16 protein-coding genes are annotated in these 15,433 nt (G+C 77.2%); 7 read left to right on the plus strand and 9 right to left on the minus strand.

The window, feature by feature from the left end; genetic code table 11:
* Nucleotides 1–7: 7 nt before the first annotated feature.
* Entirely contained in the window at nt 8–1,600 is a 1,593-nt protein-coding gene (locus MTO91_RS12490) for a phytoene desaturase family protein (protein ID WP_476654583.1), read from the minus strand.
* Nucleotides 1,601–1,762: 162 nt separating this feature from the next.
* Here MTO91_RS12490 and MTO91_RS12495 point away from each other — a divergent pair, with 162 nt between their 5' ends.
* Nucleotides 1,763–2,380, plus strand: coding sequence for a DUF4383 domain-containing protein (locus MTO91_RS12495; protein WP_476654585.1), 618 nt, complete (start codon nt 1,763–1,765; stop codon nt 2,378–2,380).
* 30 nt (nt 2,381–2,410) lie between these two features.
* Here MTO91_RS12495 and MTO91_RS12500 read toward each other — a convergent pair whose 3' ends face one another.
* Nucleotides 2,411–2,716, minus strand: a complete 306-nt coding sequence (locus MTO91_RS12500; protein ID WP_476654586.1) for a hypothetical protein — start codon at nt 2,714–2,716, stop codon at nt 2,411–2,413.
* Between the two features lie 126 nt (nt 2,717–2,842).
* On the opposite strand from MTO91_RS12500, the gene MTO91_RS12505 reads away from it, so the two are divergent.
* Nucleotides 2,843–4,027 carry an alcohol dehydrogenase catalytic domain-containing protein gene (locus tag MTO91_RS12505; RefSeq protein WP_476654587.1) on the plus strand — a complete coding sequence of 395 codons (1,185 nt, stop codon included), beginning with the start codon at nt 2,843–2,845 and terminating at the stop codon, nt 4,025–4,027.
* Nucleotides 4,028–4,088: 61 nt separating this feature from the next.
* On the opposite strand, the gene MTO91_RS12510 is transcribed toward MTO91_RS12505, so the two are convergent.
* From MTO91_RS12510 to MTO91_RS12520, 3 genes are all read right to left on the minus strand, one after another.
* On the minus strand, nt 4,089–4,358 hold the full coding sequence (locus tag MTO91_RS12510; protein ID WP_178374918.1) for a hypothetical protein: 270 nt from the start codon (nt 4,356–4,358) through the stop codon (nt 4,089–4,091).
* Nucleotides 4,359–4,524: 166 nt separating this feature from the next.
* Entirely contained in the window at nt 4,525–6,018 is a 1,494-nt protein-coding gene (locus tag MTO91_RS12515; RefSeq protein WP_476654868.1) for a CoA-acylating methylmalonate-semialdehyde dehydrogenase, read from the minus strand.
* Between the two features lie 47 nt (nt 6,019–6,065).
* Complete coding sequence (locus MTO91_RS12520) at nt 6,066–6,548, minus strand: Lrp/AsnC family transcriptional regulator (RefSeq protein ID WP_100877935.1); 483 nt, start codon at nt 6,546–6,548, stop codon at nt 6,066–6,068.
* Nucleotides 6,549–6,629: 81 nt separating this feature from the next.
* On the opposite strand from MTO91_RS12520, the gene MTO91_RS12525 reads away from it, so the two are divergent.
* Together MTO91_RS12525 and MTO91_RS12530 are read left to right on the plus strand one after the other, a co-directional pair.
* Nucleotides 6,630–7,250 (plus strand): LysE family translocator, encoded by a 621-nt coding sequence (locus MTO91_RS12525; RefSeq protein ID WP_179760011.1) that lies wholly within the window; start codon nt 6,630–6,632, stop codon nt 7,248–7,250.
* 30 nt (nt 7,251–7,280) lie between these two features.
* Nucleotides 7,281–7,844: a hypothetical protein gene (locus MTO91_RS12530; protein WP_208823552.1), complete on the plus strand. Its 564-nt coding sequence runs from the start codon at nt 7,281–7,283 to the stop codon at nt 7,842–7,844.
* Nucleotides 7,845–8,127: 283 nt separating this feature from the next.
* Here the strand turns inward: MTO91_RS12530 and MTO91_RS12535 are convergent, their stop codons facing one another.
* The 4 genes from MTO91_RS12535 to MTO91_RS12550 all read right to left on the minus strand — a co-directional run bounded on the left by MTO91_RS12535 (nt 8,128) and on the right by MTO91_RS12550 (nt 12,107).
* Nucleotides 8,128–8,928, minus strand: coding sequence for a glycosyltransferase family 2 protein (locus tag MTO91_RS12535; RefSeq protein WP_476654590.1), 801 nt, complete (start codon nt 8,926–8,928; stop codon nt 8,128–8,130).
* Complete coding sequence (locus MTO91_RS12540; protein ID WP_476654592.1) at nt 8,925–10,001, minus strand: glycosyltransferase; 1,077 nt, start codon at nt 9,999–10,001, stop codon at nt 8,925–8,927. Before MTO91_RS12540 ends, MTO91_RS12535 begins: the two co-directional genes overlap by 4 nt.
* Nucleotides 9,998–11,059, minus strand: a complete 1,062-nt coding sequence (locus MTO91_RS12545) for a glycosyltransferase (protein WP_346108203.1) — start codon at nt 11,057–11,059, stop codon at nt 9,998–10,000. Before MTO91_RS12545 ends, MTO91_RS12540 begins: the two co-directional genes overlap by 4 nt.
* 145 nt (nt 11,060–11,204) lie before the next feature.
* On the minus strand, nt 11,205–12,107 hold the full coding sequence (locus tag MTO91_RS12550; protein WP_346108205.1) for a WcbI family polysaccharide biosynthesis putative acetyltransferase: 903 nt from the start codon (nt 12,105–12,107) through the stop codon (nt 11,205–11,207).
* Nucleotides 12,108–12,182: 75 nt separating this feature from the next.
* On the opposite strand from MTO91_RS12550, the gene MTO91_RS12555 reads away from it, so the two are divergent.
* Genes MTO91_RS12555 through MTO91_RS12565 form a run of 3 tightly spaced genes read left to right on the plus strand, consistent with a single transcriptional unit; the run spans nt 12,183 to nt 15,402 of the window.
* A complete protein-coding gene (locus tag MTO91_RS12555) occupies nt 12,183–13,196 on the plus strand; it encodes a glycosyltransferase family protein (protein WP_346108207.1) in 1,014 nt (337 codons plus the stop codon).
* The gene (locus MTO91_RS12560; RefSeq protein WP_476654593.1) at nt 13,193–14,152 is read left to right on the plus strand and encodes a hypothetical protein; all 960 of its coding nucleotides are present in this window, start codon (nt 13,193–13,195) and stop codon (nt 14,150–14,152) included. The genes MTO91_RS12555 and MTO91_RS12560 overlap by 4 nt, the downstream gene beginning before the upstream one ends.
* Complete coding sequence (locus MTO91_RS12565; RefSeq protein ID WP_476654595.1) at nt 14,149–15,402, plus strand: glycosyltransferase family 2 protein; 1,254 nt, start codon at nt 14,149–14,151, stop codon at nt 15,400–15,402. Before MTO91_RS12560 ends, MTO91_RS12565 begins: the two co-directional genes overlap by 4 nt.
* The last annotated feature ends 31 nt before the right edge of the window (nt 15,403–15,433 follow it).

Below are 15,433 nucleotides of genomic sequence, written 5' to 3' on the forward strand. Positions count from 1 at the left end.
CGGGGGCTCAGCCGTACAGCCGCCGGTGGGCGAACCGCACCGCGCCCCGGTAGAGCACCCCGGTCGCCCCGGACGCGGCCAGCGCGGCCCGCGCCGCGTTGGCGCCGGGCCCGCCGTGCACGGCGCCGCCCGGGTGCGCCGACGCCCCGGCCAGGAACAGCCCCGGCACCGGGGTGTCGGCGCGGCCCAGGCCCGGCACCGGGCGGAACACCAGCTGCTGGTGCACCGCGGAGGTGCCCGCGGTGATCGCCCCGTCGACGAGATTGCCGTCGCGGCCCTGCAGGTCCGCGGGCCCGGCGACGGCGCGGGCCCGCACCCGCGACCCGAACCCCGGCGCGTGGTCCTCGACGACCTGCTGCATCCGGTCGGCCCAGCGCAGCACCTCGTCGCGGCCCCAGCCCAGGCCGCGGGGCACGTGGGTGTAGGCCCAGGCGGACTCGGTGCCGGGAGGGGAGCGGGTCGGGTCGGCCGTGGTCATCTGCCCGAACAGCAGGAACGGGTCGCGGGGCAGCCGGCCGGCGGTCAGGTCGGCGGCGTAGCGGCGCAGGCCGTCGACGTCGGCGCCGAGGTGCACGGTGCCCGCCGACCGGGCAGCCGGCGCGGTCCAGGGCACCGGCCCGTCGAGCGCCCAGTCCAGCTTGACCGTGGAGAAGTCCCAGTCGAACCGGGCGAGGTCGGCGACGAAGCGGGCCGGCAGGTGCGCCTCCCCGACGAGGTCGCGGTAGAGGCGGGGCGCGTCGACGTCGGCGAGCACCGCCCGGCGGGCGAGGACCCGCCGGCCGTCCGCGTCCACGACCCCGCAGGCCCGGCCGGACGGTCCGACCATGACGGTCCGGATCGGCCGTCCGCAGTCGATCCGCCCGCCGCGGGCCGTCAGCCGGGCGACGAGCGCACCGGTCAGGGCCCCGGCCCCGCCCGCCGGGACCGGGAAGCCGACACGCTGGCCGAGCATCGCCAGCAGCCAGCCGTAGGCGGCGCCCGCCGCGGAGTCCGGCCCGAGGTCGGTGTGCAGGGCGTTGCCCGCCAGCAGCAGCGGGGCGGCCCGGCCCCCGAAGTGCTCCTGGGCCATCCGCGTCACCGGCTGCACCAGCATCCGGGCCAGCCGCAGGGCGTCGCCGGTGCCGAGCGTGCGCAGGAGCCGGGAGGCCGGCCGGACCGGGGGGAACGGGCGCAGCGCGGCGGCGACGACGTCGTCGCCGATCCGGTCCCACTGCGCGACCAGCGCGCGCCAGGCGTCGCCGTCGCCGGGGTGGTCGTCGTCGAGGGCGGCGGCGGTGTCGTCGAGGCGGCGGTGCAGCACCGCGCACCGGCCGTCGGGGGTGGGGTGGGCCAGGACGGTGGGGGCGTGGCGCCACTGCAGCCCGTGCGCGCCGAGGTCGAGCTCGCGCAGCACCGGTGAGGCGGCGCCGAGCGGGTGGAACGCGCTGGCCAGGTCGCTGACGAAGCCCGGCGCGGTGATCTCCGCCGAGCGCACGGCGCCGCCCGGCGCCTCGGCGGCCTCGCAGACCAGGACCTCCCAGCCGGCGTCGGCGAGCAGGTTCGCCGCGACGAGGCCGTTGTGCCCGGCCCCGACCACGACGGCGTCGACCCGTTCGGTCACCCGGTTCCCCCTCCCGTGCCGGCGGCCCGCGCGGGGCGCCGTGCACCGCGCTACCCGGGTCCGCGGGGGTCATGCCCGTCACGATCGGCATCCGCTGCCGGTGGGCGGGTAGCCGCGCCGTCACGCCGGACCGACCGGTGCCGCACCGCCCGGAGGACGAGTATGCCCACCCAGTCCCAGCACCACTCCCACGGCCACGCGGTGTTCCCCTGGCCGCAGCTGCTGGTGGTCGTCGCGGCGTTCCTGCTCCTGCTCTACGGGCTCCTCGGGTTCCGCTACAGCGGCCTTCCCGGGCTGCCCGCGGCGAGCGGGGAGCTGCTGGGCATCGGGGTGGACCCGCTGCGCGACCTGGTGCACCTCGTCCTCGGCGTGGCCGGGCTGCCGTGCGCCACGCGGCTGCCCTGGGCGCGGGGCTTCGGGGTGGTGCTCATGGTCCTGGGCACCGCCGAGGTCCTGCTCGGGCTCCTGACCGGCGTGCTCCGGCTGGTCCCGGCCGGGCCGTTCGCCACCAACACCGGTTCGGTGCTGGTGGGGGTCCTGCTGCTGGTGCTGGGCGCGGTCGCCGTGTTCGGACGCGCGTTCGGAGACGCCCCGTACGCGGGTCTCCAGCGCGCGGTGGAGGCGGCGGGCCGCCGGGTGACGGGGCTGCGCGACCGCAGCGTGCACGCGGGCACCGACGACGTGGGAACCGAGGACGGGGACCCCGCGGCGTGGACCGACGAGCCGGCCGGTGACGGCGACCGGTCCGGCGGGCGCGACGCCGCCCGCGGGCCGCGGTGAGGCGGGCGGGGCGGGCGCGCTGCCGCGGCCTCAGGCGTCGAAGGGGAGCGTGCACCGCACGACGGCGTCGTACTCGACGAGGCGGTCCATCGCGGCCCGCGTGGTCTCCGGGGCGGCCCGGTCGCGGTGGGCGACGACGAACCGCTGACCACGGGTTCCCGGCGCACCCCGGTCCGCGGCGGAGAAGCGCAGGAACGCCTCGGCGACCTCGCGGTAGCGGCGCCGCGTCGCCTCGTCGCCGACCTGTGTCGCGAGCCAGGCGACGTACGGCGCGAGGCGGTTCGTGATGCCGTCGGCCGGACCGGCCGGGTCCTCGGTGACGGGCTGGGGCTCCATGGCGGTCCTCCGGTGGTGGGGGGTGACCGTCGACGCCTACCCGCCGGCCGGGCGCCCATGCCGGTTTCGCCGGGAGGCGGCCGGGTAGCCGGGCGCCGCACCACCGGCGACACCGAGGAGGACCCCATGCGTGCCCTGACCTGGCACGGCCGCCGCGACGTCCGGGTGGACACCGTCCCCGACCCGGTCGTCGAGCAGCCCGACGACGTGGTCGTGCAGATCACCAGCTCCGGCCTGTGCGGCTCCGACCTGCACCTCTACGAGGTGCTCACCCCGTTCCTGTCGCCCGGCGACGTCCTCGGCCACGAGCCGATGGGTGTGGTGGCCGAGGTGGGGCCCGCCGTCACCGAGCTGTCGGTCGGCGACCGTGTCGTGATCCCGTTCAACGTCAGCTGCGGGCACTGCTGGATGTGCGGGCGCGGCCTGCAGTCCCAGTGCGAGACCACGCAGAACCGCGACCAGGGGACCGGCGCGTCCCTGTTCGGCTACACCGCGCTCTACGGTCAGGTGCCCGGCGGACAGGCCGAGTACCTGCGGGTGCCGTTCGGCAACTCGTTGCCGATCCGGGTGCCCCAGGGGCCGCCGGACGACCGGTTCCTGTTCCTGTCCGACGTGCTGCCGACGGCGTACCAGGCCGTGCAGTACGCCGCGACCCCCGCCGACGGGACGCTGGTGGTGCTGGGGCTCGGACCGATCGGGGACATGTGCACCCGGATCGCCGCCCACCTGGGCGTGCGGCAGGTGGTCGGCGTCGACCTCGTGCCCGAGCGGCTGGCCCGGGTCGAGGCGCGTGGGATCCCGGCGCTGGACCTGAGCCACGGCGACGACGAGGTGCTCGGCGCGATCCGGTCGATGACCGGGGGCCGCGGCGCCGACGCCGTCATCGACGCGGTCGGCATGGAGGCCCACGGGTCCCCGGTCGCGGCCGCCGCCCAGAAGGTGGTGGCCGCGATGCCCTCCGGGCCGGGCCGCACGGTCATGGAGACGGCGGGCAGCGACCGCACCGCGGCGCTGGAGCTGGCGATCGGCGCGGTGCGCCGGGGCGGCACGATCTCCCTGTCGGGGGTCTACGGCGGCAGCGCCACCCCGCTGCCGATGCTCACCCTGTTCGACAAGCAGGTCCAGATGCGGATGGGGCAGGCCAACGTGTGGCGCTGGGTCCCGGACCTGCTGCCGCTGCTCGGTGACGACGACCCGCTCGGCGTCGACCACTTCGCCACCCACCGGGTCCCGCTGGAGGAGGCCGCGCAGGCGTACTCGATGTTCCAGGACAAGACCGACGGTGCGGTGAAGGTGATCTTCACCCCCTGAGCCCGGCACCGCCCCCGACGTCCGGTCCCCCGGGGCACGCTCCGCGCCCCGGGGGACCCGGTCAGCGGGCCTCGTCCTCGCGGTGGTCCTCGGCGAGCGCCTCCGCGCGGGCCTCGGCTCCGGTCCGGCCCGCGTAGCCCTCGTCGCGCCCGGCGACGCGGCCCACGAACTCGCCCGACGCGCCGGTGCCGGTGGTGGACGCCGCGTCGCCGTCCTCCCGGGGCAGGCCGCCGGTCTCGCGGGAGTTGGCCAGGTTCGGGTCGGGCTCGACGTCCTCGGCCGGGCCGCGTCCGCGCAGCCGGTCCACCAGTCGTCCCAGGAAGGAGGTCATACCGGGGGGTACCTCCGCGGGCCGCGTCCACACCCGGTGCCCGATGTCGTCGTACGGGCGGGTGCGCCGGTGCTCCCGCCGGGCGCCGAGAGGGCCTGCGGGACCCGAGCGGTGTCCGGTGCGCCGGTGCCGGGCGGCGCCGTCGGGTGGCCGCCCGGCGGCCGGCTCAGCCGTTGCGCGGGAAGCCGAGGTTCACGCCCGCGTGGCTCGGGTCGAGCCAGCGGGTGGTGACGACCTTGCCCCGGGTGAAGAAGTGCACGCCCTCGGTGCCGTGCGCGTGGGTGTCGCCGAACAGCGAGTTCTTCCATCCGCCGAAGCTGTAGTAGGCCATCGGCACGGGCACCGGCACGTTGATGCCGATCATGCCGACCTCGACCTCGTTCTGGAAGCGGCGGGCGGCGCCGCCGTCGTTGGTGAAGATCGCGGTGCCGTTGCCGTAGGGGTTGGCGTTGATCAGCTCGACGGCGCGCGCGTAGGTCTCGACGCGCACCACCGACAGCACCGGGCCGAAGATCTCGTCGGTGTAGACGGTCATGTCGGTGCCGACGTGGTCGAGCAGGGTGGGGCCGACGAAGAAGCCGGACCCGTCGGCGTCGAACTCGCCCTGCCTGCCGTCGACGACGACGACGGCGCCCTCGGACTCGCCGGCGTCGATGTAGCCCGACACCCGCTCCTGGGCGGCGCGCGTGACCAGCGGGCCCATGTCGCAGGAGCGGCGGCCGTCGCCGGTGCGCAGGGCGCGGGCCCGGTCGGCGATCTTGGAGACCAGGGTGTCGGCGATGTCGCCGACGGCCACGAGCGCGGACACGGCCATGCAGCGCTCGCCCGCGGAGCCGAACCCGGCGTTGACCGCCTGGTCCGCGGCGAGGTCGAGGTCGGCGTCGGGCAGCACGACCATGTGGTTCTTCGCCCCGCCGAGCGCCTGGACGCGCTTGCCGTGTGCGGTGCCGGTCTCGTAGACGTGGCGGGCGATCGGGGTGGAGCCGACGAAGCTGATGGACTTGACGTCCGGGCTGGTCAGGAGCGCGTCGACGGCGGTCCTGTCGCCGTTGAGGACGTTGAACACGCCGTCGGGCAGGCCGGCCTCGGACCACAGCTCGGCGATCCAGAGCGCGGCGGAAGGCACCTTCTCCGAGGGCTTGAGCACCACGGTGTTGCCGGTGGCGATCGCGACCGGGAAGAACCACATCGGGACCATCGCCGGGAAGTTGAACGGGCTGATGATCCCGACGACGCCCAGCGGCTGGCGGACCGAGTGCACGTCGACGCCGGTGGAGGCGTTCTCGGTCGCCGAGCCCTTGAGCAGGTGCGGCATCCCGCAGGCGAACTCGACGACCTCCTGGCCGCGCGCGACCTCGCCCGCGGCGTCGGAGAGCACCTTGCCGTGCTCGGCGGTGATCAGCGCGGCCAGCTCCGGTGCGCGGGCGTCGAGCAGCTCGCGGAAGCGGAACAGGATCTGGGTGCGCCTGGCGAGCGAGGTGTCGCGCCAGGCCGGGAACGCGGCCTTCGCGGCGGCGATCACCGCGGCGGCCTCGTCGGCGCTCGCGAGGGGCAGGTGCGCGGTGACCTCGCCGGTGGCCGGGTCGGTGACCTCGGACGTCCGCCCGGAGGTGCCCTCGACCCGCGCTCCCGCGACCCAGTGGTGGAGCGTCTTCTGCATCGTGCTCGTCATGATCGGCCCTTCTCAGCTGGTCAGGCGCCAGCGTCTCACCCGGCCCGGCCGGGGGCGAGCCCGTGCTCCAGCGGCAGCCCCCGGTCGGCGACGACGTCCTTCATGACCAGCGTCGAGGACAGCCGCTGCACCCCGGGCAGGGTGGTGAGGCGCTCGTCGTAGAGCCGCTGGAACGCGGGCAGGTCCCGGGTGATGATCCGCAGCAGGTAGTCCGGGTCGCCGAACAGCCGCTGGGCGGCGACGACCTGCTCGATGTCCTCGACGGCCGACTCGAACGCCTGCACCGTGTCCTGCACGGCTTCGTGCATGGTCACGAACACCAGGGCGTCGAAGCCCAGGCCGAGCCGGTGCGCGTCGAGGTGGGCGCGGTAGCCCGCGATCGCCCCGGAGGACTCCAGGGCACGCAGCCTGCGGTGGCACGGCGACACCGACAGCCGCACCCGTTCGGCCAGCTCGGTGACGGTCAGACGGCCGTCGGCCTGCAGCTCGGCAAGAATCTTCCGGTCGATCGCGTCCACGGACAGAATTCTTGCACCACCCGGGGCGTGTGGTGGAATCATCGGGAACACCTGTCGGCGCATCCTGCCTAGCGTCGGGGTATGCCGATCGGAAGCGTGCTGGGGTTCTCCGGCCTGTCGTTGCTGCTGGTCCTCACACCCGGCGCGGACTGGGCGTACATGATCCGCGCGGGGCTGCGCGGGCGGACGGTGCTGCCGTCGCTGGCGGGTCTGCTCAGCGGGCACCTGGCGCTCGCCGCGCTCGTCGCGGCGGGGATCGCGGCGGTCGTCGCGCGCCGGCCGGAGGTCCTCACCGTGCTCACCGCCGTCGGTGCCGCGTACCTGCTGGTGCTCGGCGCGACGACGCTGCTCCGCCCGGCAGGCCCCGCCGCCGCGGCCGTGGACGGTGGCGGGTCCGGGCTCGGCGACCTGGTCCGCGGCGCCGGGGTCAGCGGGCTCAACCCGAAGGCGTTGCTGCTGTTCCTGGCGCTGCTGCCGCAGTTCACCGACCCGGCCGCCGCGGTCCCCGTCGGCGGGCAGATCCTCCTGCTCGGCCTCGTGCACGTGCTGGGCTGCGCCCTCGTCTACACCGGCGTGGGCGTCGGCGCCCGCACCGTCCTGGCCGCGCGGCCCGCCGCGGCGCGCGTCGTGTCCCGGGTCGCGGGCGCCGCGATGGTGACCCTCGGCGCCGTCCTGCTGGCGTCCCAGCTCATTACGGTGTAATCCTGTAATCATCGATGCAGGAGGTGCGCGATGACAGGACGAGGACGCGGACGGGGCGGCTGGCAGCAGGCCGACCTCCCCCCGGCCGACGACGCCGCGGCGTGGTTCACCGGACGGCTGCCCGACGGGTGGTTCACCGGCGCGCCGGAGGTGACGGTCGACCGGGACGAGATCGTCGTGGTGGGGGAGCTGCCCTCGCCGGGCGGCGACCACCCCGACACCGATGCGGGACGGGCGGACGCCGCGGCCGCCGAGACCGGGCGGATCTCGCGGTTCCGCGAGGAGACCCGGGACCGGCGGATCGAGATCGCCCGCGAGGCCGAGAGCCGCTACCGGCGCAAGGTCGCCTGGGGCGCGCGGATCGGCGGGACGCGCGAGCTGTTCACGACGATCTCGGTGCCGGTGATGACCCGGCTGCGCCAGCCCGAGCGGGCGGTGCTCGACACCCTCGTCGACGCCGGCGTCGCCCGGTCCCGGTCGGACGCGCTGGCCTGGTCGGTGCGGCTGGTCGGCCGGCACGCCGACGAGTGGCTGACCGAGCTGCGCGAGGCGATGGGACGGGTGGAGGAGCTGCGCTCCCGGGGCCCGGAGTGACCCCGCGCTGAGACGGTCGGCCGCTGCCGCTCGCCCGGACGTCGCGGCGGCTGCGGCCGTCCGTCGCAGCTGCGGGGCCGCCCGTCCCCTCAATCCGTCCCGTCGCGTGTGGGGGCGGTGCCGGCGGGACACGTCCCGGTCATGTCGATCCTCGCGTGCGCACACCGGGCCCTGACCCGCCGTGCGCGGCCGGGCCGGGCGTCGGACCTGTGCTACTCGTGCATGCGCCCGGTGCAGTTCTGCGCCTGCCCGCCCCGCACCACCCGCTGAGACCCGGCCGGTCTCACCCGACCCGCAGCACGTCACGCCGCGGGTCGAACTCCACTGCGCCCGTCGCGTGCAGCTCACGCAGCCAGCCCGCCATGGGCCACCACCCCCAGCGGTCGTGGAACAGCCGGGCGTTGCCGACGATCTCGGCGATCCGGGCCGGGTCGGTCCGGGCCGGCGGATGGTGCTGGTGGTACGCGTGCGCCCCGCCCACCCACACCAGGTCCAGCCCGCAGGAGAGCGCGAAGTCGGTGTCCTCGCCGCCGTAGCCGGCGTAGTCCTCGCAGAACCCGCCGCCGGCCCGCCACGCGTCGGCGGTGACGGCGAACGACAGCGACCAGAACAGCTCCCGGCGCGGCTCGGCGACCAGCGCCCCGTCGGCCGGCGCCGGGCGCGCCGGGAGCGGGTCGGTGTGGTGGTGCAGGTCCCGCTCCGGCAGCACCCCCGCCGGCAGGTAGGTGACCGGCCCGCACAGCAGCGCGTCCGGGCGTCGTGCCGCGGCGCGGAGATAGCCGTCGACCAGGCCGTCCCCGGGCAGGCAGTCGACGTCGAGGAACACCAGCAGCGTCGCCCCGCCGGCGAGCGCGGCGCCCGCCCCGGCGTTGCGCGCCGCCGCCAGCGGCAAGGGCCCCGGCGCGGGCACGGTGAGCACCCGGGTCGGCGGGCCCGCACCGTCGGTGGCGGGCTCCGCACCCATCCCGACGACGACGTGGGTCACCGGCGGTCCCGCGGCGAGCACCCGGCGCTGGCGGGCGAGGTGGCCGGCGCGGCCGCGGACCACGGTGACCACGGCGACCCGCGCTCCGGGCGCGCTCACCCGGCGATCCCGTCGAGCACCGCGGCCGCGCGTTCCGCGGCCCGCCCGTCGGACCAGCGCGACCAGCCCGCCCCGCCGCGGGACACCGCCTCGTCGAGCACCCCGGGCCAGTCGGCCGGTGCGGGCCAGCGGTCGCGGACCGTGGCGAGCCCGGCCGCCCGCAGCACCGCGCCGGTGGCGACCTGCTCGCCGTAGGGACGCTCGGCCGGGACGATGACGGCGGCGCGGCGGGCGGCGGCGATCTCGGCGACGACGTTCTGCCCGGCGTGCCCGACGACGACGTCGGCGTCCTGCAGCTCGGCCCACACCTCGCCCGTCCACCCGGCGCAGGCGAGGTTCGGCGGGGCGTCGCGCAGCGCGCCGGTCAGGCCGCCGGCGACCCGCCAGGTCCAGTCCGGGGTGGCGGACGCCGCGGCGGCGAGTGCGGCCGGGTCGGCGCCGCCGTCGCCGCTGCCGGTCAGGACCAGCACCCGGCGACGGCCCGGACGCGGGCGGGCGGTGCGGTCGTCGTAGCGGGACAGGCCGCCCAGGTGCACCGTCCGGCCGGTCAGCTCCGGGCGCCACGGCCGCGGCGGATCGGCGGGCCACGGCGCGAGCAGGACCTCCGCCAGGTCGTAGACGGTGCGGTGCGCCCGGTCGAGCCGTTCCCCGGGCTGCGCGACGACGGCGACCGGCACCCCGTGCAGCCGGGCCAGCAGCGCGATCTCCACCGACACGTCGGCGACGAGCAGCCGGGCCGGGCCCGCGGCGAGCAGCGCCGAGACCGCGGCGGTCCGGGCGCGCAGACCGTCGTGGTGGCGGGGCACCCAGTGCAGCGTCCCGCCCGCGGTCACGTCGGCGGTGTCGGCCGTGTCACCCCCGCCGTCGCCGGTGTCGCCGCCGCCGGTGTCGAGGGGCAGCTCGTGCCAGGCGCCGGGCCAGCCGTGCGGGGCGGGCCGGGACCCGACCCCGACGACCGGGGTACGGCAGTGCGCGGCGATCGCGGCGGCGCGGTGGGCGTGCCCGCTGCCGTGGTGGTGCACGTAGTAGACGATCGTGCCGGCGGTGGCGCCCGGGCCGGTGCCGCCGGTCATGCCGCGGCCAGGGCCCGGTAGAGGCGCTCGTAGCCGTCGATCATGACCTCGGCCGAGCAGGTCGCCTCGGCGTGCCGGCGGGCGTCGGTGCGCGAGAGCAGCGACGCCGCGCGGATCGCCTCGGCCAGCCCCTCGACGTCGCCGGGCTCGGCCAGCACCCCGCTGAGCGGATCGACGATCTCGGGCAGCGCACCCCGGGCGAACCCGGCGATCGGGGTACCGCACGCCAGCGCCTCGGCGACGACCAGGCCGTAGGGCTCGTCCCAGCACGGCGACACCACGGCGACGGTCGCGTCCCCGACCAGGCGGGCCAGCGCCCGGTGGTCGAGGTGGCCGACGTAGTCGACGCCGTCGCCGAGCAGCGGGGCGACGCAGGAGTCGAAGAACGCCCGGTCCGGGCACGGCCCGGCCAGGCGCAGCCCGGTCCCGGCCAGCCGCGCCGCCCGGATCGCCTCCACCGGGCCCTTCTCCGGGACGACGCGGCCCGACCACACCGGGACCCCACCGCCCGGCCCGTACTCCCAGGCCGTGGTGTCGACCCCGTTGCGGACCACCGTCGCGCGGGCACCGGTCGGCGCCCAGGCGCGCGCGGTGTGCGCGCTGACCGCGGCGAACCGCAGCCGCTGCGGGTCGCCGAGCCGCACCGCGGACTCCATCCACGGCGTCGGCGGGGTGTGCAGCGTGGTCAGGACGGGCGCGTCGAGGGTGTCGGCCAGCGCCAGCGGCAGGTAGTGCAGGGAGTTGTTGTGCACCACGTCGTAGCGGCCGCGTTCGCGCGAGAGCGCCAGCAGCAGCTCCAGGTAGGAGTGGTGCTCGGCGAGGAACCACTCCGGCGGCATGCCGACGTCGCTGCGGGCGGCATCCGAGATCGGGGGCAGCACCGCCATCTCCCGCACCCGCAGTCCGGGGTCGGAACCGGGCGCGCCGAAGACGGTCACGTCGTGACCGCGGCGTCGCAGCCGGGACGCGAGCCCGGCGGTGTGCGCCTCGAGCCCTCCCGGGAACGGTTCACGGATCGGGTAGCGGGCGGAGGCGATGAGCGCGATCCGGGCGGTCACCGGTGGAAGGCGGGCGGGGTCATGGGTCGACACGCTCCGAGGCTCGTAGGGCGGAACCGTGCGAGCTGGCGGCTGAACCCGGACGTTCCACCGATCATGCGGTGCCCCGGGCCCCCCCACAACTCGACCTTGGGCCCCGGCCCGGCTACAGCCCCAGCAGCTCCAGCGTGTCGGCGTGCCGGGCCAGCCCGGCGTCCACCCATTCGGGGTGCGTGGCGTACCAGGCCCGTTGCGCGGCGGCGACCTCGTCCTCGCCGATCGCCCGGTCGGCGACGCACCAGTGCGGGCGCGGCGGCGTGTCCAGCCCGAGGGCGTCGACGACGTCGGCGCGCAGCGGGGACCGGATCCCGCCGAGCAGGGTGCGTCCGGGGTCACACACGACGCCCGGCATCCCGGCGGCGTCGAGGATCCGCCCGGCGAGCAGCATCAGCACCCCGTTGCCGGGGTGGTTGAGGGTGTGCGCGGCCGCCGCCCCGAACCCGGCGATCGCGTCGGACACCCCCGCGTCGGTGTCCCGGGCCTCCCGCCGGGCGAGCTCGGCGATCCCGCGGCGGCCCACCTCGCGCAACGCCTCCGGCGTCGGCGGCGGCCCCGGCGCGCGTCCCGCGGCGGCCGCGAGGGCCCGCAGGTCGTGGTAGGGCACCCCCGGCGGGACGGCGGCCGGGTCGGCCGCGTGGCGCACGATCGCCGACCACGGGTGCAGCGCGGGATGGCGGATCACCGGCCAGCGCACGACGACCGCCCCCGGCGCCAGCCCGGCGGCGACCTGGGCGGTGCCCAGGGGCAGGTCGCGGTAGTCGTCGCGGACCGGCTGGGACGCCAGCAGCCGGGTCCGGGACAGCAGCCGGCGCAGGTGGGGCAGGTCGTCGGCGGTGAGCTCGTGCACCGGCGGGATGCGCACGGGGGTGACCGGCAGACCGTCGACGCCGGCGAGCAGCACCCGGACCGACTCGGCCTGGCAGTTGCCCCACACCAGGGCGAGCGGCCCCGGCGGCGGGGCCTCGAGGCCGTAGAGGACGCCGTAGTGGCGGCGGCGCGGATCGGTCACCCGGTCATCGTGACCCGTGCGGTTGATCCGCGCCCGGACGGGCATCCCGGGGGACCCGAGGAGAGGAGCCGTCGCGTGCGCGTGGCGTCCGTGCCCACCGCCCATCCCTACGTGGCGTCGCTGCACCACCCCGAGGTGGTCCGGCTCCCGGACCCGCCGGTCCCGGGTGCCCGTCCGGGGGTGTGGTGGCCCTCGCCGTGGCTCGACGCCGACCATCTGCGCGCGCACGCCGCGGACGTCGACCTGCTGCACGTGCACTTCGGCTTCGACGACCGCACCCCCGACCAGCTCCGCGCACTCGTCGCGGCTTTGGGGGAGACGGGTGTCCCGCTGGTGCTGACCGTGCACGACCTGCGCAACCCGCACCACGCCGACCCCGCGCCGCACGCCGCGGCCCTCGACGTGCTGGTACCGGCCGCCGCCGGGCTCGTCACGCTGACCCCGGGGGCCGCCGCGCGGATCCGGGAACGCTGGGGCCGCGAGGCTCTGGTGCTGGGGCACCCGGCCGTCGTCGGGCCGGAGTGGCTGCGCCGTCCCCGGCCCCGCCGCGCCGACGGGTTCGTCGTCGGTCTGCACGCCAAGAGCCACCGCACCAACGCCGACCCGGTCGGGGTGGCCCGCGCGCTCGCCGCGACCGCCCCGCCCGACGTCCGGCTGCGGGTCGACGCGCACGACGACGCGCGTGGCCGCGCCGTGGCGCACGCGCTGCGTGACGAGCCCCGCCTCGAGCTGCGGGTGCACCCCCCGTTCGACGACGACGCCCTCCACACCTACCTCCAGGAGCTCGACGTGTCGGTGCTCCCGTACCGGTGGGGGACCCATTCCGGCTGGCTGGAGGCCTGCCACGACCTCGGCACGACCGCGCTGGTGCCCGACGTCGGACACTTCCGGGAGCAGGCGCCCTGCCTGACCTACACCCTCACCGACGACGGCCCCGACCGCGCCTCGCTCGGCGCCGCCGTCGCACTGGCGCACCGGACCCGTCCGGCCTGGCGGGCCGACCCCGGCGACCGGGAACGGCGCCGCGCCGAGGTCGCCGACGCCCACGCCCGCGAGTACCGCCGCGTCCTGGCCGGGGTGGCGCGGTGACCGTCACCGTGCGGGTCGTCGCGCCCGGGGCGTCCGGGCACGGCGTGGTCCGGCACGCCGCCGCCGTCGCCGCCGCGGTGGTCGCCGACGGCGTGGTCCCGGTCGGTTCCGGCCACGCCGACCTCACCCACGCCCAGTTCACCGACGCACTGTGGGGTGCCGGGGTCGCCGCGGCCGCCGACGCCTTCGTCGAGCAGGCGGAGGTCCTGCCACGGCCGCTCGTCGTGACCCTGCACGACCTGCCCGGCGCCGACCCCGACCCGGCCCGCGACGTCCGCCGGTCCGACGGCTACCGGCGGGTGGTCGCCGTCGCCGACGCGGTCGTCGTGTCCGCGGGGCACGAGGCCGACAAGGCCCGCGCGCTCGGCGCGCCCGACCCGGTGACCCTGCCGCTGCCGCTGCCGGTCGTCGTGCCCGCCGAGCAGGCCCCGGGGTGGGCGGGGCGCCTCACGCTCGGCGTGCTCGGGTTCGTCTACCCCGGCAAGGGACACGAGGCCGTGATCGACGCGGCGGCGGCGCACCCGGACCGGCCCGCGGTCGTCGCCGCGGGGGCGGTGTCCGACGGGCACGACGAGCTCGCCCGGTCCCTCGCCGGGTACGCCCGGTCCCGCGGGGTGGACTGGATCCTCACCGGATACCTGGAGCCGGCGGCGCTCGCCGCGGCCGCGGCGGCGGTCACCGTCCCGGTCGCGCCGAGCCGCACCGTCAGTGCCAGCGGCTCGCTGCTGGCGTGGCTGGCCCACGGCCGCTACCCGCTGGCCGCGGCCGGTGCCTATGCCCACGAGGTCGGCGCCGCCGCCCCGGGCGCGGTGGCGCTCTACGACGACGACACCCGCCGCGACGCCCTCGTCGCCGACGCCCTGGCCCGGTCCGGCGCGACCCGCGGCCCGGTCCCGGACTGGCCGGACGCCGGGGCCGGGCACGCCGCCCTCTACCGGAGGATGGTCGCCCGGTGAGCGTGCCGGGGAACCGCTGGGACCTGCTCGCGCCGCACATCGGGCCGCCGCCGTCGGTGGGGGTGGTGGTGTGCCACTACCGCCAGCCCGCGCAGCTGGCCCGCACCGTCGCCGCGCTGCAGACGCAGACCCGACCGCCGGTGTCGGTGGTCGTCGCCGACGACGGCTCCCCCGAGCCGCCCGACCCGGCCACGCTCGCGGGGCCGGTCCCGGTGCGGGTGGTGACCCAGGACGACCGCGGGTTCCGCGCCGCCGCCGCGCGCAACCGCGGCGCCGCGCAGGTCGAGGGTGACGTCCTGGTGTTCCTCGACGCCGACACCGTCCCCGGGCCCGGCTTCGTCGCGGCGCTCACCGCGCGGATCGCGGCCTGCCCGGACGTTCTCGCCGTCGGGCGTCGCCGGCACGCGGACCTGTCCGGCACCGCCCCCGGCGGCGACCCGGCGGCCGCGCCGCAGCTGCCCGACCCGGCCTGGCTCGCCGACGGCTACCGCCGCACCCGCGACCTGCTCGACGCGTCGGGTACCGACTGGCAGCTGGTCATCAGCGCCGTGCTCGCCCTGCACCGCAGCCTGTTCGACGACCTCGGCGGCTTCGACGAGCGCTACGTCGGCTACGGCGGCGAGGACTGGGACCTGGCCTACCGGGCCTGGAACAACGGCGCGCTGCTCGTCCACGAACCGTCCGCGGTGGCCTGGCACGACGGACCCGACTGGGGTGGCCGCCCGGAGGACCACGACGCCGTCGGCGGTGGCAAGGACGGCGAACGCATCCGGATCGCCGCGCTCGTCCCCGACCCCGGCGTGCGCGGCGCACCGCTGCCCGGCGCGGTTCCGGACGTGCTCGCCACCGTCGACGCGGACGCGTACGGGTGGGCGCTGGTGGAGATCGTCGACGCGGTGCTGAACCAGACCCATCGCGACGTCCGGGTCCGGCTGCCCGGCGGCGACCCGCGGCTCGACGAGCTCTACTACGGCGTCGCCGACACCGGCCCGTGGAGCTCCGACCGGCTGCGCCGCGCCCGGGCCCGGCTGCACGTCCACGCGCCGCTCCCGCCCGACGCGCTGGCCCGTGCCATGGACCTGCTCACCGGCCACGACCTCGGCCGTGTCGAGATCGCCGGCCCGGACGGGCGGACGCAGGCCGTACTCGTCTCGTCCCGGGCGGCGGGCCGGGCCCGGCGCGGGCGGGACGACGACGCCGTCGCCCAGCACCGGGAGGGCGTCGCGACCCTGCTCGCGGGGATGCCGTAGCCCTACGGAGGCCCGGCCGCCCCGGATGGCC

The organism is Pseudonocardia sp. 2-7 (assembly GCF_056341085.1).

Excerpts from the sequence above, each read along its gene's own strand:
- MTO91_RS12495 (WP_476654585.1), top strand. The coding sequence starts at position 1,763 with ATGCCCACCCAGTCCCAGCACCACTCCCACGGCCACGCGGTGTTCCCC.
- MTO91_RS12500 (WP_476654586.1), bottom strand. The coding sequence starts at position 2,716 with ATGGAGCCCCAGCCCGTCACCGAGGACCCGGCCGGTCCGGCCGACGGC.
- MTO91_RS12505 (WP_476654587.1), top strand. The coding sequence starts at position 2,843 with ATGCGTGCCCTGACCTGGCACGGCCGCCGCGACGTCCGGGTGGACACC.
- MTO91_RS12510 (WP_178374918.1), bottom strand. The coding sequence starts at position 4,358 with ATGACCTCCTTCCTGGGACGACTGGTGGACCGGCTGCGCGGACGCGGC.
- MTO91_RS12515 (WP_476654868.1), bottom strand. The coding sequence starts at position 6,018 with ATGCAGAAGACGCTCCACCACTGGGTCGCGGGAGCGCGGGTCGAGGGC.
- MTO91_RS12525 (WP_179760011.1), top strand. The coding sequence starts at position 6,630 with ATGCCGATCGGAAGCGTGCTGGGGTTCTCCGGCCTGTCGTTGCTGCTG.
- MTO91_RS12530 (WP_208823552.1), top strand. The coding sequence starts at position 7,281 with ATGACAGGACGAGGACGCGGACGGGGCGGCTGGCAGCAGGCCGACCTC.
- MTO91_RS12540 (WP_476654592.1), bottom strand. The coding sequence starts at position 10,001 with ATGACCGGCGGCACCGGCCCGGGCGCCACCGCCGGCACGATCGTCTAC.